This window comes from Spirosoma sp. SC4-14, from assembly GCF_037201965.1.
Classification (GTDB): Bacteria; Bacteroidota; Bacteroidia; order Cytophagales; family Spirosomataceae; genus Spirosoma.
Genome location: NZ_CP147518.1, coordinates 7,584,854 through 7,608,212 on the forward strand (window position 1 = coordinate 7,584,854; position 23,359 = coordinate 7,608,212).

Genomic DNA, 23,359 nt, shown 5'->3' on the forward strand with positions numbered 1-23,359 from the left:
CGCTAACTTTATAAAACAAAGATACGGCAAGTGAATAGAGTTAAAGTAACTTTTGTACGATTTGTAGAATGATGCAGGTTGATCAGAGGGTCCATGAGACCATCAAAGAGCGGCTAAAAGAGATTTTTGGATATAGTCAGTTCCGGGGCGATCAGGAAGCCATTATTCACAGCATTCTAGCGGGCCGTAATACGTTCGTTATCATGCCTACTGGCGCAGGAAAATCCCTGTGTTACCAGCTACCAGCAATTGTTAGTGACGGAACAGCAATTGTTATTTCTCCTTTGATTGCCCTGATGAAAAATCAGGTCGATCAGTTGAATGCGTTTGGTATTAACGCACAGTTTCTGAATTCGACCCTGTCGAAGACAGAAATGAACAAAGTTAAAAAGGACACCCTGAACGGTTCTCTCAAACTTTTATATATTGCCCCAGAGTCGCTAACAAAAGAAGAAAACTTGGACTTTTTAAAGAAAGCCAATATTTCATTTGTTGCTATTGACGAAGCGCACTGTATTTCTGAATGGGGTCACGACTTCCGGCCCGAGTATCGAAAAATCCGTGGAATAGTCGACAATATCGGCGACCTGCCCGTCATTGCTTTAACAGCCACCGCTACTCCCAAAGTACAGCAGGACATTCAGAAAAACCTGCAAATGGAGGATGCAGACCTCTATAAAACATCATTCAATCGCAAAAACCTCTACTACGAGATCAAGCCTAAAGTTGATGCTAAGAAACAACTTATCAGATACGTTAAGCAAAATAAAGGTAAGTCGGGTATTGTGTATTGTTTGAGCCGAAAAACTGTTGAAGAGATCGCAGAACTCCTGAGCGTCAATGACATAAAAGCGTTGCCTTATCATGCAGGCCTCGATCCTCAGACCCGAATGGCCAATCAGGATGCCTTCCTCAATGAAGATGTGGATGTAGTTTGCGCTACCATTGCTTTCGGTATGGGAATCGACAAACCCGACGTTCGGTTTGTTATTCACTACGATGCCCCTAAATCGCTGGAAGGTTATTATCAGGAAACGGGCCGGGCTGGGCGCGATGGCCTGGAGGGTAACTGTATTATGTTTTATAGTTACGACGATATTGTTAAGCTCGAAAAATTTAATAAAGACAAACCCGTTACAGAGCGCGATAATGCCAAGCACCTGCTAACCGAAATGGTCTCCTATTCAACACTAGGAGTTTGCCGTCGGCGCCAGTTGCTCGGTTATTTTGGCGAGTATCTGGAGAAAGACTGCGGTTTTTGCGACAATTGCCTGAAACCGACTGAAAAGTTTAAAGTACACGATGAGGTCATTCTGGCTCTACAAGCCGTTTTACAAACAGATCAACGCTTCGATGTAGCTCACTTAAGCGATGTATTGACCGCTACAGATAATCAGTACGTAACCAGCTATGAGCACAATCGACTGGAGGTGTACGGAAAAGGCCGGGAGTTTAACGAAAGCCCCGAATTCTGGTGTTCGTTGTTGAAACAGATCACCATTTATGGCTACATAGAAAAGGACGTTGATAACTATGGCATACTGAAACTAACGCAGCGGGGCTTAAATTATATCGAAGACCCCTATCCGATTACGCTTTCGAAAGACCACGACTACGACAATGCCGTTGCCGAACAGAAAGAAGACGAAGACAAAGATTCTACCCCGTCGGCCGGAGGAGCGGCCTATGATGAAGAACTGCTAGGCTTGCTGAAAGCATTACGCAAGAAAATTGCCAAAGAAAAAAACCTGCCTCCCTACGTAATCTTCCAGGACCCCTCTATGGAAGAAATGGCAACAACCTATCCAACCACTCGCGAAGAGATGGCGCAGATAAATGGCGTTGGAATGGGGAAAGTGCAGAAATTTGGCAAGCCCTTCATCGATCTGATCGCTAAATATGTAGAAGACAATGAAATTGAGACGGCTAAGGATGTAGTAATAAAATCGACTGTCAATAAGTCGAAAGTTAAGATCTATATCATCCAGCAAATTGATCGCAAGGTTGATCTGGAAGAAATTGCCGAGTCCAAAACGCTCTCCATGGAAGAGCTGATGGAAGAAATCGAACATATCTGCTATTCGGGAACACGACTCAATCTCGATTATTACATTAATCAGGTTATGGACGAAGATCGCCAGGATGAGATTTACGATTACTTCATGAATGCCGAAAGTGATAATATCGCCATTGCCATGCGTGAGTTTGGCGGAGATGATTTTACGGAACAGGATTTGCGCCTGATGCGCATTAAATTCCTGTCGGAGGTAGCTAATTAACAACAGGAGTCAGAACACATAAAGCTGGCGTAAAAAAAGCTTCAGGGCATCTTTACGCCAGCCTTATGTGGCCTTGCTTCTCAATCAAATGAATATACTAATACTGGGTTCGGGTGGGCGCGAACATGCGTTTGCATGGAAAATTGCGCAAAGCCCACTGTGCGATAATCTGTTTGTAGCGCCAGGAAACGCGGGTACTGCACAGGTAGCAACTAATTTATCGATTAGTTATAATAACTTTCCGGCAATTGCCGATGCCGTTCGCACCAACAATATAGATTTGCTCATTGTTGGTCCCGAAGAACCATTGGTTAATGGTGTAGTCGATTTTTTTCAGCAACAGGCCGATTTGATCGATTTGCCAATTGTTGGTCCTGATGCCGAAGGAGCACAGTTGGAAGGAAGTAAAGATTTTTCAAAGCAGTTTATGCTGCGGCATAACATTCCGACCGCTGCCTCAAAAACATTTACAGCCGATACGCTGACCGAAGGATTGACGTATCTTGAAACACATTCATTACCGGTTGTATTGAAAGCCGATGGGCTCGCTGCGGGTAAAGGCGTAATTATTGCCGAAACTCTGGCCGATGCTCAGGCAGCGATGAATGACATGCTTGGCGGCCAAAAGTTTGGCCAAGCAGGCAGCAAAGTTGTTGTGGAGCAATTTTTGCGCGGTATTGAGTTGTCGGTATTTGTGCTGAGCGATGGCGTCAACTACAAAATCCTTCCTGAAGCAAAAGATTATAAGCGCATCAACGAAGGCGATCAGGGATTGAATACGGGCGGTATGGGGGCTGTTTCGCCGGTAGTTTTTGCCAACGAATCGTTCCTGCGTAAGGTTGAGGAAAAGGTCGTAAAACCAACACTGGCTGGCTTGCAGAAAGAAAATATCCGCTACAAAGGGTTCATTTTTATTGGCCTCATGAAGGTAAATGGAGAACCCTATGTGATTGAATACAATGCCCGAATGGGCGATCCAGAAACCGAAGTTGTTTTGCCACGTATCCAGACCGATTTTGCGGAGTTGATGCTGGCCACTGCCCGAGGAGAACTCGACCGGATAACAGTTCAGGTTTCAGCGCAAACAGCGGTTACTACGGTGGTCGTTTCGGGAGGATATCCAAATGAGTACGAGAAAGGTAAAATCATTTCAGACCTCGATCGTTTAGAAGATGTTACGGCATTTCATGCCGGAACCCTGGCCAATGATGGTCAGGTTGTAACTAATGGTGGACGAGTGCTGGCTCTGACGGCTTTAGCAAATTCGCTCGAAAATGCGGTAAGAAAGTCGCAGGAAGCGGCCCGGACTGTACAGTTCGATGGAAAGCATTATCGCAAAGACATCGGACTCGACCTGATCCGGTACGCTGATTAACGGGTTCTATTTAGGTGTTTTCAGTTGCGGTTCTACTGACAAAGAACTGCATTCGTTAACTAACCGTAACGCTGAATACCAAAAATCCCGGCAGTAGTCCGCGTAAACGGAATAACTTATGTCATGTAGATCCTGTGCAACTGGCGGTTGCGGTACCCGACAGGGCGCATCCGATGGCCTCGGCGGAGAACCGCAGAAAACGGCCACTAAAGGATGCGGAAGCGGAGGGTGCAGCACCGGAGGATGCAATAAACTAAATGCATTTGACTGGCTTAGCGATGTGGCTATGCCAGGAATGAAGCAATACGACGTTGTTGAGGTGAAATTTAAAGGCGGTCGGAAAGATTACTACCGCAATGTTCACCAACTCGACCTGACTACGGGCGACTATGTAGTCGTTGAAATGCAGTCGGGGTTTCATATCGGATCGGTTTCGCTACAGGGCGAATTGGTGCGGCTACAGGTTAAAAAACGAGCAATCAAAATAAACGATGATACGAAAGTTATTCATCGGGTAGCTACGCCTAAAGACCTTGAACGGCACGACCAGGCTATTCTGCGCGATTTGCCTGCTCTTTATCGCACCCGCGAAATTATTCGTGAACTGAACTTAAATATGAAATTATCCGACGTTGAATTCCAGTCGGATAATACAAAAGCCACCTTTTATTACTCCTCCGAAGAACGGGTCGATTTTCGGGAACTAATAAAAATGCTGGCCAGCGAATTTAAGGTCCGAATCGAAATGCGGCAGATTAGCCTGCGTCAGGAAGCCGGACGCCTGGGCGGCATTGGCTCCTGTGGCCGCGAACTCTGCTGCTCGACCTGGCTAACCGATTTTAAGAACATAGCAACGTCGGCGGCTCGTTATCAGAACCTGTCGCTGAATCCGGCAAAATTATCGGGGCAATGCGGCCGCCTGAAGTGCTGCCTGAACTATGAATTAGATACCTATATCGACGCTCTACGCGATATTCCGACGATTGAAAAACCGTTGGAAACCCAAAAAGGGCGTGCTTTTCTGCAAAAAACGGATATTTTCCGAAAGCTGATGTGGTTTGGTTATGGGGCCGAAAGTACATGGCATCCGTTACCCATTCCACGCGTTCTTGAAATTGCAGAACTGAACAAACGCGGAATTATTCCGGAATCGTTTGAAATATTAACCCCTATTGGCGAAAAGGAGCCGATTGCTGTGGCCGCTTTGAATAGCGATCTGCAGAAACTTGATGCCAAGTATGCTACCCGAACGGCCAAAAAGAAAAAGAAAAAAGCGAAAGGAGGCACTGATAAGCCAGCGAAGCCGACTCCGAATGGGAAAGCATAATAAACTAAAAAACCAGCCTTAGCGGCTGGTTTTTTAGTTTATTGGCATTGAGGTTAAAAATCCCCGGTATAAAACGGACTGAAAACATAATAACTCGTATCGCGTTTTGCCCGTTTTGGGGTTGTGAGAATGTGGAGTTCGAAGCGGGAAACCGCATTGTCGGTATGAAACCATTCCGTATAAGGCCGTTCCTTCGTATGCAGTCGGGCAACTTCGCGTACATGAACCGTTTCAACATCAGCCGGTTTGGCCGGAATATCATTAATGAAAATTTCAACATCTTTTTTATACTCATCGTATACTTTCAGATGCTCATTTTTAGTTCGCTCAACCAGCGCATCTTTATTATGAAAAAAAGTAGCTTCCAGCAATTGATTCATGGAAAACGAATAGCTATCTCCAAGTGGATGTTTCGAAATAGCGGCAGCCTGAAGTAAGGTAAAGAAGTGCTTACGCACGCCATTGAAAGGAACCACGTTCGAACTGGTTTGGATTAGTACCTGAAACGGCTTAGCGCCAAGGTCAGTGCCAGCCATATCTTCCCATTGCTGCATCACAAAAAGCTCATCGACAAACTCGGGCGACAATTTTTCCAGCGCTTCGACCGGAACAGGGCCGCCATTAATGTGGATGCCTACCGAATACCTGTAGTCGTCAGCAATAACGAATTTGTTTCCCTTTAACTGAACGATAACAGGGTCTGCCTCAATAATTTTTGTTCCTGTCTTACTGTTGTACAATGCTGTTTGCTTATGCCACGTATTCTTATCCTCTAAAGCAACAACCAGGGCTCTTGTGGGACTAATAGCTGCCAGTGCATTCACAGGCGGCTTTTCATCCATTGTACCTAGTTTACGTCGGCAGGCCACCGCCATTGTGCCCATCAACAAAAACCAGAAAACATACCGCCCCCAGGCTCTCGAACCAGACCGCTCGCGGTTGATCATGGCAATACGCTGCCGAAGGCTTGGGCCACTAAACTGATTCATAAAACCGGCATCATTAGCCAACAACCCCACACTTAACAAGCTATACTGATACGCTTTTTCATCGACTCCTTCGGCCAGAACAGCCTCATCGGCACTAAACTCAAGCGCCTGATGAATCAAATAGCGAAACAAATAAGCAGCAGGATTAAACCAGAAGAGAATACAAATCAGCTCGGCTCCAATCATATCCAGACTATGTACAGCGAGCACATGAACCCGTTCGTGCCGCAAAACCTGCTCAAGTTCGTTAGGAGAATGTTGTTCTGGATTGATAACAACCCAATTGAAAAAGGAGAAGGGTGATACTATCCGGTGGGTACAAATCAGGGTAAAGCTTTCATAATTTTCCTGGGCTGATCGTCGAATGAGCAATCCTAAAGATAAAAGCCGGATGCCAAATCGAGCGAGCAGAAACAAAACGCCCAGTGCATACATAACCAATAAACCCAGTTGCCACGACCAGGTCAGGGAGACGGGTTGCTCCGAAAACGCCAAAAAGGCACGTCCGTTCGGAAACGTAATAATCACGTCGGGGCGTGGAGAAAAAGACGGCGGAAGCACTTTAGGAATAATAACCTGCGCTGTGCGCTGCATTACCGTTCGCACGGGTTGTGGTCGCCAGTCGGGAAGTTCAAGCATGGGTAGCGAGAGAGCGGCTACCATACCCAACCAAAGAACAATTCGATTGGTCCTGAAAAAGGTTTCATGCCGGAGGAGCAGGTAATAACCCATACTCACAACAACCAGCAGACTGTTGACCAGCAGAACATAGCGCAGGCTGTTCATACCGCTATTTTTTTTGTTCAATCATCGATAGAATCTCCCGAAGCTCATCAGCCGAAATTTTTTCGTTTTTGGCGAAATAGCTGACCAGATTTTTGTACGAATTATCGAAATAATCGCTAACCACTTTTTTCAGTACAAACCGGTTCTGGTATGTTTCCTTGCTTATGATCGGATAATATTCGTGCGTGTTTCCGTAGGCACGATGCCCTACATAACCTTTCTCTTCCAGGTTACGAACTATAGTTGAAACGGTATTATAATGAAGCGGAGGGTCCGTAAATTGAGGAACCATATCTTTAACATAGGCCTGCTCCATTTTCCAGAGCACCTGCATCACTTCTTCTTCTTTGGCTGTTAGCTTTTCCATAAAACAAACTTATAACTATTTTTATCGTTTACAAACTAATTCTGTCGTTTTTTCTCGTTTGAAAAGGAAGAGTGGCTGTCGTAGCTTTGTGTCTTAATCAGGCAGTATGAAACAATTGATTTTAGTAGTATTGGGCGTTGGGCTGCTATTGGGCTGCGATAGCAGTGCCGTCTATAAAGAATACACCGATATTGAAGACGGAAAGTGGTATATTAAAAATGCACCTTCGTTCACGTTCGAAATCGAAGATGCATCTATACCCTACAATATTTATTATAACCTCCGAAATAGCCTTTCGTATGGTTACTACAACCTGTATTTAACCAGGTACTTACGCGATGCCAACGGGAAGGAAATTGAATCGCGGCTCGATGAGTTAATTCTGATGGACCCTAAAACGGGTAAGCCAACGGGCGATGGGCTGGGCGACATTTTTGATCATAAGTTTCTGATGAAACGCGATTATCGGTTTCCCAAACCCGGCAAGTACACGATGCAGATCAGGCAATATATGCGGCAGGATCCGCTATTAAATATCCTCAGCGTAGGCATTACGGTCGAGAAAGCGAATCCCTCAACTAACTGATCTGTCTGGTACTGATGTTCATTGATTTTTTGAAGAAGAATCGGCTTTTCTTCAGCTTATATGCATTAGGGCTGATTGTGGTAGGTATTCTTCAGCTTCTTTATACGCAGGCGCAATTGATGCAATGGGTAAATGCCCGAAATAACCCAATTGCTGATGGATTTTTCACCTATGCAACTTATCTGGGCGATGGCGCTTTTTTTGTAATCGTGTGCCTTGTGTTGCTTATTTATAACTGGCGAATAGGCTTTATGGGCTTTGCCAGCTTTGCCCTTTCTTCGCTGACTTCCCTGTTTCTGAAAACAATTGTTTTTCCGAACTCACCCCGGCCATTAAAGTTTTTTGAACATTCGACCTATGAATACCACATCATAAAAGGGCTCGATATTCATAGTTACAATAGTTTCCCATCTGGCCATACAACCTCCGCCTTTGCGGTATTTGGCTTACTGGCGTTTCTGGATAGCCGGAAAGATAGAGGCTGGTTTTTCTTTGCAATCGCCTTCCTGACGGGTTATTCGCGAGTGTACTTATTTCAGCACTTCGTTGAAGATGCCTACGCTGGTTCGCTCGTTGGCACTACTTCATCGGTGCTTATTTACCTGTTTCTTTACCGCTGGATGAACAATAAGAGCGTGTTGGGGAATTGAAAAGAGTTGAGAGTCGTGTCAACTTTGTATCGACCAAAATGCAAAGTGATGACCAAACAGTGGCAACCACTGACCGACCCTCAATGGGACGCAATTTCGCCTTTCTTTGACCTCAAACGCAAGCGAAAACATGAATTGCGCCAGATCATCAACGTTATTCTGTGGCTGCTGCGAACCGGTTGTCAATGGCGGAACCTGCCACCGCAATGGCCTAACTGGCAGGCGGTTTACTATTACTTTGACCGCTGGAAGCAGGACGGCACCTTCGAACGAATCAACGCAGCCTTGAATCAATCAGACCGAAAACGAGTGGGTAAGGAAGCTCAGCCATCTGTTCTATGCATTGATGCACAAAGTGTTAAGTTAAATCCCATGATCTGCGAACACCGGGGTATGGACGTCAATAAACGCGTCAACGGGCGAAAACGAGAGTTCGTCGTGGATACCGACGGCCGCTTGTGGGTGGTCGATGTGCATGCGGCAAATGAAGCAGAAGGACCGGCGTCAATTTCTCTGATTGGGACAATCCTTTGGCGAGTTGGGGAACGCCTGGAGAAGGTTTACGGCGATCAGGCTTACAATGGAGCTTTTGCCCAGGCATTAACCGAGTGGAGCATCGATTTCGAGAAGGCTTCGCGTCCCGAATCAACCCAAGGTTTTGTGCCTGTGGCCAAGCGATGGGTCGTTGAACGGAGCATTGCCTGGACGAATTTCTTCCGGCGCATCGTCAAAGATTACGAGTACACGCTATCTTCTTCGGTGAGTTGGCTGTATTTAGCAAACATTCAGATCATGCTACAACGCCTTTGACTGCTTCACCAAATAAAATTCCCCAACACGTTCTAAGCAGACTGGAATAGACTAACTCCCATTCCAGTCTGACTATTAGCGAAGGCGGTTAGAATCGCGTACCATTTTTTCGTCCCGGCGAATAAAGCGGTTAGCCAGTGCATTTAAAATCAAAGCGACAATGATGGCATAAAACCCTACCAGAAAATCGCCCTGATCGGCTGGGTTCCCATAGGTTTTACCCCTATAGATCGTCCAGTAGATTACAATACCCATAATAGCCGTTAACATAAGAGCATTAACAGCGCAAAGGGCCGTTTGGGTGAGTCGGTTCCGGTACTGAAAAACAGCATAGAGCGACGACAGAGCAACCAGCCCCAGCAAAAGCCCTAAGTACCATAGTGGTGTTACAGATGTAGAAACTCCTTGTTGTTCAGAATATTGCAGTGCGGTTAGATGAGCCATTGCGGGTGGGTTAAGTCCAGGTTTTTCCCAGATCGGATTCGCTAAAGCTACCCCCATAGCCACGGCAATAAGAAACAAAAATATCGTTTGAACGCGTTGAATCATTAGTGAAATTATGTTTTGGGTGCGCAAAAATAGCCCAAAAAATAATAGTTTATGAAAGCAGATGTTCGCTTAATGCTTACGGCCGACGGTTCGCATACGGCCGTTAACCAGGTTCTCGATAAAACATATCATTCGATTCATGGAGCCTACCAGGAATCGCAGCGCGTTTTTATCGAATTAGGTTTGTGGGCAGCATTTGCTGCATTTCCCGGTCAGGTAATCCGCATTTTCGAAATGGGTTTTGGTACAGGACTAAATGCCTTATTAACGGCTCGGGAAGCCGAAAAATATAATCGACAGGTAATTTATACTGCCATTGAGGCTTACCCGATGGCAGTAGCCGATGCCCGACAGCTTAACTACGATCAATTATTAGGCACGTCTTACCTGAGTCAGCTTCATGAGTCAACCTGGGGTGAGCCTGTAGTTATTAGCCCAACCGTTACCCTGACGAAGCTAGAGGGTACTCTGCAAGATATGCCACTTACCGAGCAGGTTCATCTGATTTATTTCGATGCGTTTGCTCCTACAGCCCAGCCAGAGCTTTGGGAGCCTGAAATATTTCAGCAAATGGCAAACTTATTGCTACCGGGAGGTATGTTGACCACCTATTGCTCGAAGAGCTACGTTCAGCGAAATATACGGACGGCCGGACTAATTGTTGAAAAACATCCTGGCCCACCCCATAAACGAGACATTTTGCGGGCTAGTAAGCCTATTTAAACTGCTTTTGTAATAATCAGGCAGGAATAAAAACTAAAATCGAGCTAATTTTATTAGCTCGATAACGTTATTCTGAAAACAACAGCTTAGCAATCTGATATACTATGAACCGTTTGTTCCTTTGTTTTGCAGCCTTCGTACTGCTTACGATCAGCGCATTCCGAACGACCTTACCCGAAACGACTGCCGCTGCCCCCAAAGCAGAGGCCAAACATATTAAGTGGCTAACGATTCAGGAGGCCTATGCATTAACGCAAAAGAAACCGAAGAAATTTGTAGTGGATGTTTATACCGACTGGTGCGGCTGGTGTAAAGTAATGGACCGCGAAACATTTTCGAAGGCAGCCATTGTCGACTATGTCAACGAAAATTTCTACCCCGTTCGTCTTAACGCTGAGCAAAAACAGGACATTACACTTGGCAAGGAAACCTTCAAATACGTCAGTACTGGCAATCGTGGCGTACATGAGCTGGCGGCAGCCCTGCTGCGCAACCAGATGAGTTATCCGACTACCGTATTTCTGGACGAAAAATTTCAGTTGATTCAGCCAATACCGGGTTATCTGGAGCCGCGAACTTTTCACCAGATTATTACCTACTTCGGCAATAACTATCATCAGAAGGAGCCTTTCGATCAATTTAAATCGGGCACATACGCCAAAGAATACCAGGCAACCCTTGCCGGGAAATAAGACTACTGCCAACATCGTTCAACAAAACAGTCTACGAAAAATCAATCTCTACTTTTTTCGTAGACTGTTTTGCTTTTATAATCATTCGCGTGTATTTATAAAGTATTTTTGTAATCTTCATTGACCCCAACCAAGGAGATTACATGCACAAACCGTTCTTTTTGTTTACTACAGTAGCCATTGCCATTGGCTCAATGGCCGTTCTGGGATCTGATCCCGGACAGGCTCAGAACAGACTAAAACCGAATCCGAAAATGGCGCCGAAACCAGCGCCACCACGCAAGTTTATTGACCCTCAGAATATGGATTTGTCCGTTAAACCGGGCGATGATTTCTATGAGTATGCCAATGGCAACTGGATTCGGCAAAATCCGATTCCGGCCTCTAAAACAAGATGGGGTAGTTTCAACGAGCTTCATGAGAAAAGTCTTGATGCTATGAAATCGCTGCTCGAAGAGGCCACCAAAACCACAACCCGAGGGCGCTTGTATCAGATGGTTGGTGATTTTTATAGCAGTGGTATGGACAGCCTGACGCTCGAAAAACGAGGCTTCGACCCAATAAAACCTGAGCTGGCCCGCATCGATAAAGTAAACAACAAGCAGGAATTTTTCGACGAGCTGGCTTATCAGCGGACCCAGGGCAATGGTATGTTGTTTGGCTTTGGGGTTACTCCCGATCGGAAAAACGTTAAGAAGTATCTGCCCCAACTTGTGCAAGGAGGCACATCCCTACCCGACCGCGACTATTACCTTAAGAATGATAGCCGTAGTTTGAAAATTCGCGATGCTTATCTCGATAATCTGGTGAAAATGTTTTCGCTGATTGGCGAAGAGCCTACGCAGGCATCGCAGGACGCCGACGTAATTCTACGGCTCGAAACGGCGCTGGCTAAAGCACAAATGCCACGCGTTGAGATGCGCGACCCTTACAAAACGTATAATAAGTTCACGGTTTCCGCTTTCAGTAAGCAAACTCCAGACATTAATTGGGGCGACTACTTAACAAAGCTGGGTACCAAAGGTCAGGACACCGTTCTGGTACAAAGTCCCGCGTTTTTCCGTTCGCTCGATAGTTTGGTAATGGCGACTCCCATCGAAGACCTGCGAACATATATGCGCTGGAATATCGTAAAAAGTGCCGCCCCTTATTTGAGTGAGGCCTTCGTATCGCAGAATTTCGCCTTTTCGCGCGTGCTTTCAGGGCAGAAAGAGCAAACACCACGCTGGCAGCGCGTTAGTAGCTTAATTGACGGATCTCTAAGCGATTTGCTGGGTCAACTTTATGTTCAGACCTATTTTAAGCCAGAAGCCAAGCAGCGTATGCTCACCCTGGTCGACAATCTGGAAGCTTCGTTTAAGGAACATATCAAGAATTTGGACTGGATGAGCGATGAGACCAAAAAGAAAGCACTGACAAAACTGCTTGCCTTCAAACGCAAGATTGGCTATCCTGATAAATGGAAAAACTATGAAGGCGTAACCATTGCCCGCAATGATTTTTACGGAAACGTGAAGTCGGCCAGTAAATGGCATTACAACTATATCCTGAACCGGCTCGGTCGGCCTGTTGATCGCACCGAATGGGGAATGACCCCACCAACCGTAAATGCGTCCTACAGCCCCATTAACAACGATATCTCGTTCCCGGCCGCCATTTTGCAGTTTCCATTTTTCGACTTCGACGCCGACGATGCCATTAACTATGGTGGCATTGGTGCCGTAATTGGACATGAAATGACACACGGCTTCGACGACTCAGGCCGCCAGTACGACGCCGACGGAACCCTCCGCGACTGGTGGACAAAAGACGATGCTGCGAAGTTTAAGGAGCGTGCCAATCAGGTGCGGGATCAATTTTTTGGGTTCAAGGTTCTCGACTCCATCAAAGTGAACGGACAGCTAACTCTTGGCGAAAACCTGGCCGATCTGGGTGGTCTGGCCATTGCCTATGATGCCTTCAAAAAAACCCCTCAAGGGAAATCGAAAACCAAAATTGATGGTTTTACACCCGATCAGCGCTTTTTTCTGGCATGGGCACAAATCTGGCGTAGCAATCAACTTCCTGAATCGGCAGCACAGCGCATATTAACCGATCCGCATGCTCCTGAAATGTATCGGGTCAATGGACCATTGCCGAATATTGACGCCTGGTATCAGGCCTTTAATGTTCGCCCTGGCGATAAGCTCTACAAACCCAAAGATCAACGGATTAAGGTTTGGTAGCCTGAATAGCCGAGCAGACAAGGTAATTGAGTAAGAGGTGAGACATTCTATTCGTAGAATAGCTACCTTTCTTGCTCAATTACCTTTTTATTTTGCCCTGAAAACACCCGACTCCTAAACCGTTCGATTTTTATGAATGCCCTTAAACTGATACTGGTTTTTGTTCTTTTCAGTTTTTCGTGCCAGACCAAACCCAAACAGGAGAAGACAGAAGCAACCGCAACCATGCAGGATGACAGTGCTGGCAGTCTGGCAAAACGCCCCGGTCCCGACGCGCCCCGATCGGCAGCCGACAGGCTGGTTCGAGCGCTTTATTTTGAACATAACACGAAGGAGAATCCCTTTCGGGAAACAAAAGACCGGAGCCTGGTCGATCAGTATTTTGCTAAACCCACTGCCGATCTGATCTGGAACGACGCCCAGCAAGGAACCAGTAAGGTGAACCGGACTAAAACAAATCTATTATTTAATGCCCCCGATGTGGCTGTCAAAAAAACCTGGGTCGAACCAGCAGCCGTTGGCGGAACCCGAGCCATTGTATACGTAACCTTTCAGAATAATAGTAAACCCGAGGAAGTAAAAGTTGATTTACAACAGATCAATGGCCGTTGGCGTATAACAGACATGACGTATCCCAACGGAAAGCAGTTAACGCAATTGTTGCAATAGCTACAGGCCTAGCCCGCCAACTGCTATGATAGATATGAATTGATTTCGTAGCCAGGTATTCATGCCTTACGAATAGAATGGTTGCTTAAATGCGGAGGAGACAGGAACCGGCCGTAGGTTTTAGCTCAGCTCTATTTCGCTCCCCAGGTTGTCTATCCCACCTTTTACTTACTTTGGCGGTGCGTACTTATCTTTTTTTATTCCTGATTGTGGGCATGCAGGGGAAAGCCCAGTCTCGGCTAGAAAAAGCGGCTGCCGGCCAGTCTGCCGATCAGCCACGCAACACCTTCGAACACTTATCTGTTAAAGATGGCCTATCGAATAATTCGGTCAACTGCATTCTTCAGGATCGCGAAGGGTTTATGTGGTTTGGCACCAATGATGGGCTGAACAAATACGACGGTTATGCCTTCACAGCATTAAAGCCCGATCCAGGCAATCCAATGCACAGCTTTCGGAACAACCAGATATCGGGTTTTTGTGAGGGTAATAACAATCATTTATGGGTGGCTACCCTGGGTGGTTTACACGATGTTGATAAGCGTACTGGACAAGTTACTCCTCATATGATACGGGCCCGTAATGCCGACCGTTGGAACTATCAGCATTCGGTATATGAAGACAGCCAGCAAGTACTATGGATCAGCACATTGGGGGGGCTGGCACGCTATGAACCCCAACACCACCAATTTACACTTTATCCGGTACCTCAGCCTGAAGCAACAATCAAAACTGTTTTTGAAGATCCACAGCATCGGCTCTGGGTTGCTACCTATCAGGGGTTGTATTTATTTGACCGGGAAACGGGCCGGTTTACGCTGGTTCCGGCCTTGGTGCCGACGGGGGCCTCACAACCCACATTCATTGCGTTTTATCTGGATAAGCAGCAAGTGCTTTGGCTGGCTACAGCAACTGCCGGATATGGTTTATTTCGGCTGGATTTGCGCCGGTCGCCCTGGCATCTGGAGCCCTACAATCCCAATAGACAAATTAATCCATTTACGTTCCTGAATTCTGTTCATGGCGATGCGCAGGGTATTCTCTGGCTGGCAACAACTACGGGTTTACAACGCATTGATCCAGCCAGCAATCTGGTTTATACCTATCGGCCCGATCCGGATGCGCTAAAAAGTATTAGCAGTAATACAGCACAAACCGTTTATCACGACCGGGCAGGTACTCTATGGGTAGGCACCGACAATGGAATTGATCGGCAAGCCGTAAACAATAAGCCGTTTATGACCTACCAGGTACTACCAAACAAGGGGACCGCCAATTTGACCGAAAACAAGGTCGTGGCTTTATTGCCAGATAATAAAGGGCGGTTCTGGATTAGTAATGGCTATAGCGTATATCGTCCCGTCGTGGGTAGCAATCACCTACAGGCCATCCCCCCCGAAACCTTAGGTTCTGCCGGGTCCTTTAAAAATTACACACAGGCTCTTACTTCCGACGGCTCCGGTGGAGTCTGGCTAGGAACGACGACTGGCCTGTACCACTTCAATCAAATTACCGGTCAATTCACGAACTATCCATCCGAAGTGCCCGTCGAATATATTAGCCGAACGACAACAGGCAATATCTGCATTGCAGGATATGTACCCCCTTCTTCAGGAATTGCAGTTTTCAACCCATATTCACATCGCTATCAGTACAACAAATATCGACCCAACGACCCTAATGGCATTCCTGATCAATATATACATGGTTTGCTCATAAGCAGAAAGGGCGATATGTGGGTACCGTTCAGAAAGCAGGGAATTGGCCTTCTAAAGGCCGGTCAACGCCGTTTTGTTCAGTATACTGCCGGGGTAAAAAGTGGCCTGACCAGCAATGACATCCAGACAGTTTATGAAGATGCTGCGGGCACGATCTGGGTGGGTACAAATCAGGGAGGAGTGAATCGATATGATGCCCGCACTGACCGTTTCTCGGCAATTACAACCCGTAATGGATTGGCCAGCAACAACATTGCGGCCATTATAGGCGATAACAGCGGACATATCTGGATAAGTACTGACAATGGCCTTAGTCGCTACAATCCACACACGCATGCTATTCGTAACTACCAGACAACAAGCGGCTTGCCGAGTAATGACTTCATCCGAAATGCAGTCTATAAACAGAAGGAACGACTTTATTTCGGAAGCCTGAATGGAGTCGTTTACTTTAATCCCGATAGCATTCGCGACGATACCCGGCCTTTCCCCGTCTATATCACCTCATTAAAGGTTCTGGACCAGTCACGAATCCTAACCGACAGTGTCATTGCCCTAAACTATGATGAAAATTTTCTATCGTTAAGCTTTTCGGCTTTATCCTATACGTATCCCGAGCAAAATCAATATGCTTACCAGCTTATTGGTGTCGATAAAAACTGGGTTCAGAACGGAAGCCGCCATGTAGCTAACTACACAAACCTATCGCCGGGATACTACACATTTCGAGTAAAAGCTTCGAACAGCGATGGCATCTGGAACGAAAAAGGAACCGCTATTCAACTGATTATTTATCCACCCTGGTGGGCTACCTGGTGGGCCTATTGTATCTACACGATTCTGGCTGCCGGAGCCATATGGGCTTATATGCGATTTTATACGAACCGAATCCGACAACAGCAGGAACTGGAACTAAACCGCAGAGAGGCTGAACAACTGAAAACCGTTGATGAATTAAAAACCCGTTTTTTTTCCAACATTACCCACGAGTTCAGGACTCCATTGTCGCTGATTATCTCGCCCATCGAAAAACTTTTGAACGACTCCCGATTCGACTGGTCAACCCGCCAGACACTGGCCCTGATACAACGCAACGCCGATCACCTACTGCGGCTGATTAACCAATTGCTCGACCTGTCAAAGCTGGAAGCAAACCAAATGACTGTTGTTCAGATGCGGGGCAATATAGCAGAATTTGTTGGCCATCTGCTCGCTTCGTTTCGGCCATCTGCCGAGCAGAAAAACGTGTTACTTCTCTATTCGGCTGTTGGCCCGGAAACAGAGTTGTTGTTTGATGCCGATAAGTGGGAGAAAATTCTGGCAAATCTATTATCCAATGCCCTAAAGTTTACTAAAAGCGGAGGCCACGTAACGGTTACCCTTAAACCCGACAGCACTCAAACAACTGAAGAAATTTCGCACATCGAAATCCAAATCGAAGATTCTGGCATTGGTATTTCGCCCGAATACTTACCGCATATTTTCGATCGCTTTTATCAGATCGACACTTCCCGAACGCGTGCTTACGAAGGCACCGGCATCGGACTGGCACTCGTAAAAGAACTGATTGACCTCATTGGCGGTACAATTTATGCCGAAAGCCAGCCTGGTGTGGGTACTACTTTCCGGCTGAAGCTACCGGTTTGGCCCGTAACAGCCAATGGTCAGGCCCCCAGGTTACCTTTGCCAGAAAAAGAACCTATCCGTCTCGAACCATCATCCTCTTTTAGTCCTGATGTTGCAGGTCAGGAATTTAGTCGAGGGTTGTTGCCCATCGTTTTAATTGTTGAAGACAATCGAGAATTAGGTGAATTTCTAGCCCGCGAACTAATGGCCTCCTATCGGGTTTTGCTGGCAACAGATGGTCAGGAAGGTTGGCAAATGGCCCAGACCGAACTGCCCGATATTGTGATTTCGGATGTGATGATGCCCCAAATGGATGGTTATGAACTAACGCATCGAATCAAAAATCACGCGGCTACAGATCATATTGCGGTAGTCATCTTAACCGCAAAAGCAGCCCATAGTAGCCGTATTGAAGGATTACAGGAAGGGGCTGACGATTATTTAGCCAAACCGTTTCATTTAGATGAATTGCACTTACGATTGCGTAATCTGATTTCGCATCAGCAGAAACTTCGCGATCAATATCGGCAACAATTCGCCCAGCCCGATATGCCCAGCCCACTCAATGTTGTAGAAGATGCTTTTCTACAAGGGGTCTATCAATTACTGGAAACCAATCTCCAAGATCCCTCCCTTTCTGTCGACTGGCTGGCCGACCAGGTAGCCATGAGCCGCAAAACACTCTACCGAAAAATACATAGCCTAACCCAACTGTCGCCCCACGACCTGATCCGGCAATACCGCCTGCGCAAGGCTGCCGACTTACTGCGGGCCGGTCACAATGCTTCGCAAACGGCTTATCAAACTGGATTCAAGTCTCCGTCGTATTTTACGATCGTGTTTAAAGAGTTTTACGGTAAAACACCTACCGAATTCATTGAAACCGGATTTAGCAAAGCTGAATAATTCTTCTGGCAATTACTTACCCATAAGTTCCTGTAAACTCTGAGACTATTCCTGTCAATTCCGGGACAATAATACTCAAGTAAATAAACTTATTATTTTACTATTTTATCTTAGCAAAATTTCATACAATTATCCTCTTTAACAATAGCAACACTTTACTTTTTACGGCTATGAAAACGATACATTTATTGTTCCGAAAACTCATTTGGTGTCTTTTAGTATGGCTGGGGTTATTAGGCAGGCAACCTATTTTGTCACAATCGATCCCCGACATTCAGTGGAGCAAAGCAACTAACTCTCTGGCAATTAGCACTGACGGCAACATTGTTTCAACAACGTTAACGCCCCGGGGCGACCCTGCGCAAGGTGGTGGTGTTCCGGGCGTAGTATTGGTCACCTATTCGTTGCAGGGCGATCTGATCCAGTCGACAGTATTAGATGGCGCCACCCCATTAGCTGGTCGTTTGGGACTTCAATATACCCCCATAGGCAGTGTTTTTCATATAGCGCCAACAACAGACGGTGGCCTGGTGGTAGTTGGGCGAGAGTATGGAACAGGAACAGTTGTTTACACCAAAGTAAGAGCAGATGGTCATCAGGTCTTTGTAAACCCTGTTCGAGTAGATTATTTTTATCAAACCCCTAATGCCTATGATACCAAAATTACCTACGACGATTTGATTGGCACGCCCGATGGAGGTTTTTTGCTTCTTGTTACCAGCGCAGAACCCAATGCTAAAACAATTGTATTTTATACTAAATACGACGCTAACGGAAATGCATCATGGACAAAGTCGGCGGCCTATCCAACCTCGCAACCGGCCAATCCCGATCGTAGCCTGACAAAGGCCCAGGCAATTATCAACACGCCCGATGGGGGCTTTTTAATAGGAGGCTATTATAACACAACAGGAGCCATTATCGATTTAAACGATTACAATTCTATTGAAAGTGTAGGCTGGATTGCCAAACTCGACGGAGAAGGCAATGTTATCTGGCATAAGCTATTGAACAACTTTCCCATTGCAGCAAACACCAATGGACCTATCCCTGGCTCAATAGTAGAAATGCTCTTTGCCAGCGATGTAGCAGTAGCCTCTGACGGCAACGGTTACGCTATAGTGGGGTCAGGCATAGTGCCAAGCTCAGTAGCGATTCCGCCACCAACTACATCCATACTTGAACTTGACGGGAATGGTAATTTTAAACGAGCCCGATCGCTCGGTGTAGCCGCAACGCAGGCATTTATTACATCCTATCCAGCTAAAGACGGTAGCCCTTATTATGCTATTGGCAACACATCCAAATCGAATGGTACCGATCCGCAGCTCTTAAAAGTAAACCCCGCCAGCCTGAGCCTGAACGACCCTAATCTATTTAAAGTTGTTGCTCAACGAATATTCGATGGTTCCTCCGACAGCTTTTTGCAGGCGCTGAATCGAGCCGGGGACGGTAGCCTGGTGTTTGCGACAACTATAGGTCAGGTGGTGAAGCTTCAGACAGAGCCATCAGCATCGGGTCTAACAATCGATCCACCGACCTACAACTGCTCGACGGGGGCGATTCATTTCAACACCAGCGGGGGCAATGGGTCACCCATCGAGTTTATGGCTCCCGGCATTACCGGCTGGACCACAAATGCCGACCAGATTCTGGATGAGTGTGCCCGAAACTGTGCTGATATCCCCCCCTTCCTGATCTCGGCAAGGCAAAGTGGACAGGTTGTTACCTACTCCTGGTCCAGACAAAACTACTGTGCAACTACAAACCCCATCGTCAGGGTAGGCACCATCCCCGACCAAACTGTAGCTGTTGGGCAAAGCGTTTATTTCCCCATCGGGGGCTATTTCGGTTCGGCCGTTACCACAAGCTGGATCGTGAGTGCACAGGGATTACCACCGGGCATTTCTACATTTTTCCGGCAGGAAGGGGGAGGAAGCCCAGGTCCTACCTGGGTTCTGCTCGGTACAGCTACTACACCGGGCGTTTATATGGTAACGGCTTCGGCCAGTGCCAATGGTGGATCTGCTTCTACTACCTTCAAATTCACCGTTACCGATAACACGAACCCGCCCACAACAAACTTCGCCCTGACCGAACCGACCTACAACTGCTCGACGGGGGCGATTCATTTCAACACCAGCGGGGGCAATGGGTCACCCATCGAGTTTATGGCTCCCGGCATTACCGGCTGGACCACAAATGCCGACCAGATTCTGGATGAGTGTGCCCGAAACTGTGCTGATATCCCCCCCTTCCTGATCTCGGCAAGGCAAAGTGGACAGGTTGTTACCTACTCCTGGTCCAGACAAAACTACTGTGCAACTACAAACCCCATCGTCAGGGTAGGCACCATCCCCGACCAAACTGTAGCTGTTGGGCAAAGCGTTTATTTCCCCATCGGGGGCTATTTCGGTTCGGCCGTTACCACAAGCTGGATCGTGAGTGCACAGGGATTACCACCGGGCATTTCTACATTTTTCCGGCAGGAAGGGGGAGGAAGCCCAGGTCCTACCTGGGTTCTGCTCGGTACAGCTACTACACCGGGCGTTTATATGGTAACGGCTTCGGCCAGTGCCAATGGTGGATCTGCTTCTACTACCTTCAAATTCACCGTTACCGATAACACGAACCCGCCCACAACAAACTTCGCCCTGACCGAACCGACCTACAACTGCTCGACGGGGGCGATTCATTTCAACACCAGCGGGGGCAATGGGTCACCCATCGAGTTTATGGCTCCCGGCATTACCGGCTGGACCACAAATGCCGACCAGATTCTGGATGAGTGTGCCCGAAACTGTGCTGATATCCCCCCCTTCCTGATCTCGGCAAGACAAAGTGGACAGGTTGTTACCTACTCCTGGTCCAGACAAAACTACTGTGGACAGGCGCGGCTTGGGGTTACGAACTCCGATGTGCCGTTTCAACTACAAGTATTAGGCAATCCTGTCCATGAAATAATCATGTTTGAAATAACCGGAGCCGAAAAGCGGCCAATAAAAATGCAGTTAACAAATTCCAGAGGCCAGGTTATTTCAACAAAATCTATTGACAACGCGAGCTCAAACGAACACCATTCTTTTGACATTCGGCAACAGCCCGCCGGATTTTTTCTGCTGAACGTAGCCAGTGACGGTCAACTACGACAAGTCAAGGTTCTAAAGCAATAGTCGTTTATTGCAATTTTATAATAATCAGGTGTGGAAAGCCCCAAACATTGGGAGCTTTCCACACCTGATTATTATTTTGTTTTTACCTGAAAACCAGCAGAATAACCTCTATCAATTCCCTTCTGAATACTCCTCTTCTGTTAGACAAACGCCCTTAGTATGGGTAATAAATGTTTTCGGCACCTGTTCTCTACTTTATTTATATACTTAACAAAAACAAGCACAATTAATTGATAAACAGCCACCTAACCCAATACAACAGTTTAGCTCAAACGCTACCTACTTCAAAAAATTGTTTGACAATACAAAGGTAAATCCTTTTCTTTGCGCAGTTTTTCAACCCCAACGGACTACTAAAATGTCAGAAATTGCAGAAAAGGTCAAAAATATCATTGTCGAGAAATTGGGCGTAGAAGAGTCGGAGGTAACGCCCGAGGCTAGCTTCACGAACGATTTGGGCGCAGACTCACTCGACACGGTTGAATTGATCATGGAATTTGAAAAAGAATTCAACATTTCTATCCCAGACGATCAGGCCGAAAATATTGGCACGGTTGGTCAGGCTATTTCTTACCTGGAAGAAAACGCAGGTAAATAATTTTTTGAGGTTGGCACCTAACGCTATCCTCTTCTCATTACCCCGGAGTAAAACTGTATGACGTTAAAACGAGTAGTCGTAACGGGTTTAGGCGCACTTACGCCGATTGGTAACGATGTACCGACCTTTTGGAACAACTTATCAGCCGGCGTAAGCGGTGCCGGCCCGATCACGAAGTTCGATGCTTCTAAGTTTCGTACGCAATTTGCGTGCGAAGTGAAGGGGCTCGATGTCACGCAGTTTATTCCCCGGCAGGATGCCCGTAAAATGGATGCCTTTACCCATTATGCGCTCATCGCTACCGACGAGGCCATTAAGGATTCGGGAATGGACCTCGAAAAAATTGACCGGAATAAAGTCGGCGTCATTTGGGGTTCTGGTATTGGCGGTCTCAAATCCTTTGAGGACGAAATGATCGATTATGCCAAAGGCGATGGAACCCCTCGCATCAACCCATTCTTTATTGTTCGCATGATTGCCGACAGCGCATCGGGGCAAATCTCCATGCGCTATGGCTTCCGTGGTCCCAACTACGTAACGGTGTCGGCCTGTGCATCCACCAACAATGGTATCATCGACGCATTCAATTACATTCGGCTGGGCCGAATGATTATGTGTGTAGTGGGCGGTTCCGAAGCTGCTGTTACCCGCGCGGGCATTGGAGGTTTCAATGCAAACCGTGCCCTTTCCGAACGAAACGACTCCCCAGAAACGGCATCTCGCCCTTATGATAAAGACCGCGACGGTTTTGTTCTGGGCGAAGGAGCCGGTTCGCTCATTCTGGAAGAATATGAACATGCCAAAGCCAGAGGAGCCAAAATTTATGCTGAACTAATTGGCGGTGGCATGTCATCGGATGCTTATCATATTACAGCACCGCATCCCGAAGGACTTGGCGCTTATCTGGCCATGAAAGATGCGCTGGACGATGCAGGCATTGCTCCATCTGAGATCGACTATGTCAACACCCATGGTACGTCGACACCAGTTGGCGACCCACAGGAGTTGAAAGCGATTTATCAACTGTTTGGAGATCATTCCTTTAAAATGAATATCAGCTCTACCAAGTCCATGACCGGCCATTTGCTGGGAGCGGCAGGAGCTGTTGAGGCCATTGCCAGTATTAAAGCTCTGGAGCACCAGTTAGTGCCCCCCACGATTAACCTGTTTACCGTGGACGAAGAGATTGATTCGCGTTTTAACCTAACCCCTATGAAGGCGCAGGCTCGTTCGCTAACCACTGTGATGAGCAATGCGTTTGGTTTTGGAGGCCATAATGCCATTGTCATTTTCCGTAAACTAAGCTGAGTC

At 46.8% G+C, this 23,359-nt stretch carries 17 protein-coding genes; 14 read left to right on the forward strand and 3 right to left on the reverse strand.

Translation table 11 applies throughout. The annotated features are described in order from the left end of the window. Positions 1-68: 68 nt before the first annotated feature. The 3 genes from recQ to ricT all read left to right on the forward strand — a co-directional run bounded on the left by recQ (position 69) and on the right by ricT (position 4,981). On the forward strand, positions 69-2,279 hold the full coding sequence (gene recQ, locus WBJ53_RS31385; protein ID WP_338873766.1) for a DNA helicase RecQ: 2,211 nt from the start codon (positions 69-71) through the stop codon (positions 2,277-2,279). Between the two features lie 88 nt (positions 2,280-2,367). Then, on the forward strand, positions 2,368-3,654 hold the full coding sequence (purD, locus tag WBJ53_RS31390) for a phosphoribosylamine--glycine ligase (protein ID WP_338873768.1): 1,287 nt from the start codon (positions 2,368-2,370) through the stop codon (positions 3,652-3,654). A gap of 118 nt (positions 3,655-3,772) precedes the next feature. Beyond that, positions 3,773-4,981 (forward strand): regulatory iron-sulfur-containing complex subunit RicT, encoded by a 1,209-nt coding sequence (ricT, locus tag WBJ53_RS31395; RefSeq protein WP_338873770.1) that lies wholly within the window; start codon positions 3,773-3,775, stop codon positions 4,979-4,981. 53 nt (positions 4,982-5,034) lie between these two features. Here ricT and WBJ53_RS31400 read toward each other — a convergent pair whose 3' ends face one another. Beyond that, a complete protein-coding gene (locus WBJ53_RS31400) occupies positions 5,035-6,756 on the reverse strand; it encodes a M56 family metallopeptidase (RefSeq protein WP_338873772.1) in 1,722 nt (573 codons plus the stop codon). A gap of 4 nt (positions 6,757-6,760) precedes the next feature. Then, the gene (locus WBJ53_RS31405) at positions 6,761-7,123 is read right to left on the reverse strand and encodes a BlaI/MecI/CopY family transcriptional regulator (protein WP_338873774.1); all 363 of its coding nucleotides are present in this window, start codon (positions 7,121-7,123) and stop codon (positions 6,761-6,763) included. A 106-nt stretch (positions 7,124-7,229) separates the two neighbouring features. Between WBJ53_RS31405 and WBJ53_RS31410 the strand changes: the two genes are divergently transcribed. Genes WBJ53_RS31410 through WBJ53_RS31420 form a run of 3 tightly spaced genes read left to right on the forward strand, consistent with a single transcriptional unit; the run spans position 7,230 to position 9,169 of the window. Then, positions 7,230-7,709, forward strand: coding sequence for a gliding motility lipoprotein GldH (locus WBJ53_RS31410; protein ID WP_338873776.1), 480 nt, complete (start codon positions 7,230-7,232; stop codon positions 7,707-7,709). Between the two features lie 14 nt (positions 7,710-7,723). Further along, entirely contained in the window at positions 7,724-8,359 is a 636-nt protein-coding gene (locus WBJ53_RS31415) for a phosphatase PAP2 family protein (RefSeq protein WP_338873778.1), read from the forward strand. 48 nt (positions 8,360-8,407) lie between these two features. Next, on the forward strand, positions 8,408-9,169 hold the full coding sequence (locus tag WBJ53_RS31420) for an IS5 family transposase (RefSeq protein ID WP_338868759.1): 762 nt from the start codon (positions 8,408-8,410) through the stop codon (positions 9,167-9,169). Positions 9,170-9,244: 75 nt separating this feature from the next. On the opposite strand, the gene WBJ53_RS31425 is transcribed toward WBJ53_RS31420, so the two are convergent. After that, positions 9,245-9,718: a DUF4293 domain-containing protein gene (locus WBJ53_RS31425; protein WP_338873780.1), complete on the reverse strand. Its 474-nt coding sequence runs from the start codon at positions 9,716-9,718 to the stop codon at positions 9,245-9,247. Positions 9,719-9,769: 51 nt separating this feature from the next. Here WBJ53_RS31425 and mnmD point away from each other — a divergent pair, with 51 nt between their 5' ends. The 8 genes from mnmD (at position 9,770) to fabF (ending at position 23,356) form a co-directional block, all read left to right on the forward strand. Next, positions 9,770-10,441, forward strand: coding sequence for a tRNA (5-methylaminomethyl-2-thiouridine)(34)-methyltransferase MnmD (gene mnmD / locus WBJ53_RS31430; RefSeq protein WP_338873782.1), 672 nt, complete (start codon positions 9,770-9,772; stop codon positions 10,439-10,441). A gap of 104 nt (positions 10,442-10,545) precedes the next feature. Next, entirely contained in the window at positions 10,546-11,133 is a 588-nt protein-coding gene (locus tag WBJ53_RS31435) for a DUF255 domain-containing protein (RefSeq protein WP_338873784.1), read from the forward strand. Between the two features lie 254 nt (positions 11,134-11,387). After that, positions 11,388-13,358, forward strand: a complete 1,971-nt coding sequence (locus WBJ53_RS31440) for a M13 family metallopeptidase (RefSeq protein ID WP_338877259.1) — start codon at positions 11,388-11,390, stop codon at positions 13,356-13,358. A gap of 132 nt (positions 13,359-13,490) precedes the next feature. Beyond that, complete coding sequence (locus WBJ53_RS31445; protein WP_338873786.1) at positions 13,491-14,027, forward strand: hypothetical protein; 537 nt, start codon at positions 13,491-13,493, stop codon at positions 14,025-14,027. Positions 14,028-14,206: 179 nt separating this feature from the next. Further along, on the forward strand, positions 14,207-18,277 hold the full coding sequence (locus tag WBJ53_RS31450) for a two-component regulator propeller domain-containing protein (RefSeq protein ID WP_338873788.1): 4,071 nt from the start codon (positions 14,207-14,209) through the stop codon (positions 18,275-18,277). A 170-nt stretch (positions 18,278-18,447) separates the two neighbouring features. Beyond that, positions 18,448-21,450 carry a T9SS type A sorting domain-containing protein gene (locus WBJ53_RS31455; protein WP_338873790.1) on the forward strand — a complete coding sequence of 1,001 codons (3,003 nt, stop codon included), beginning with the start codon at positions 18,448-18,450 and terminating at the stop codon, positions 21,448-21,450. A gap of 358 nt (positions 21,451-21,808) precedes the next feature. Next, a complete protein-coding gene (locus WBJ53_RS31460) occupies positions 21,809-22,048 on the forward strand; it encodes an acyl carrier protein (protein ID WP_338873792.1) in 240 nt (79 codons plus the stop codon). Positions 22,049-22,105: 57 nt separating this feature from the next. Next, on the forward strand, positions 22,106-23,356 hold the full coding sequence (gene fabF, locus WBJ53_RS31465; RefSeq protein WP_338873794.1) for a beta-ketoacyl-ACP synthase II: 1,251 nt from the start codon (positions 22,106-22,108) through the stop codon (positions 23,354-23,356). The last annotated feature ends 3 nt before the right edge of the window (positions 23,357-23,359 follow it).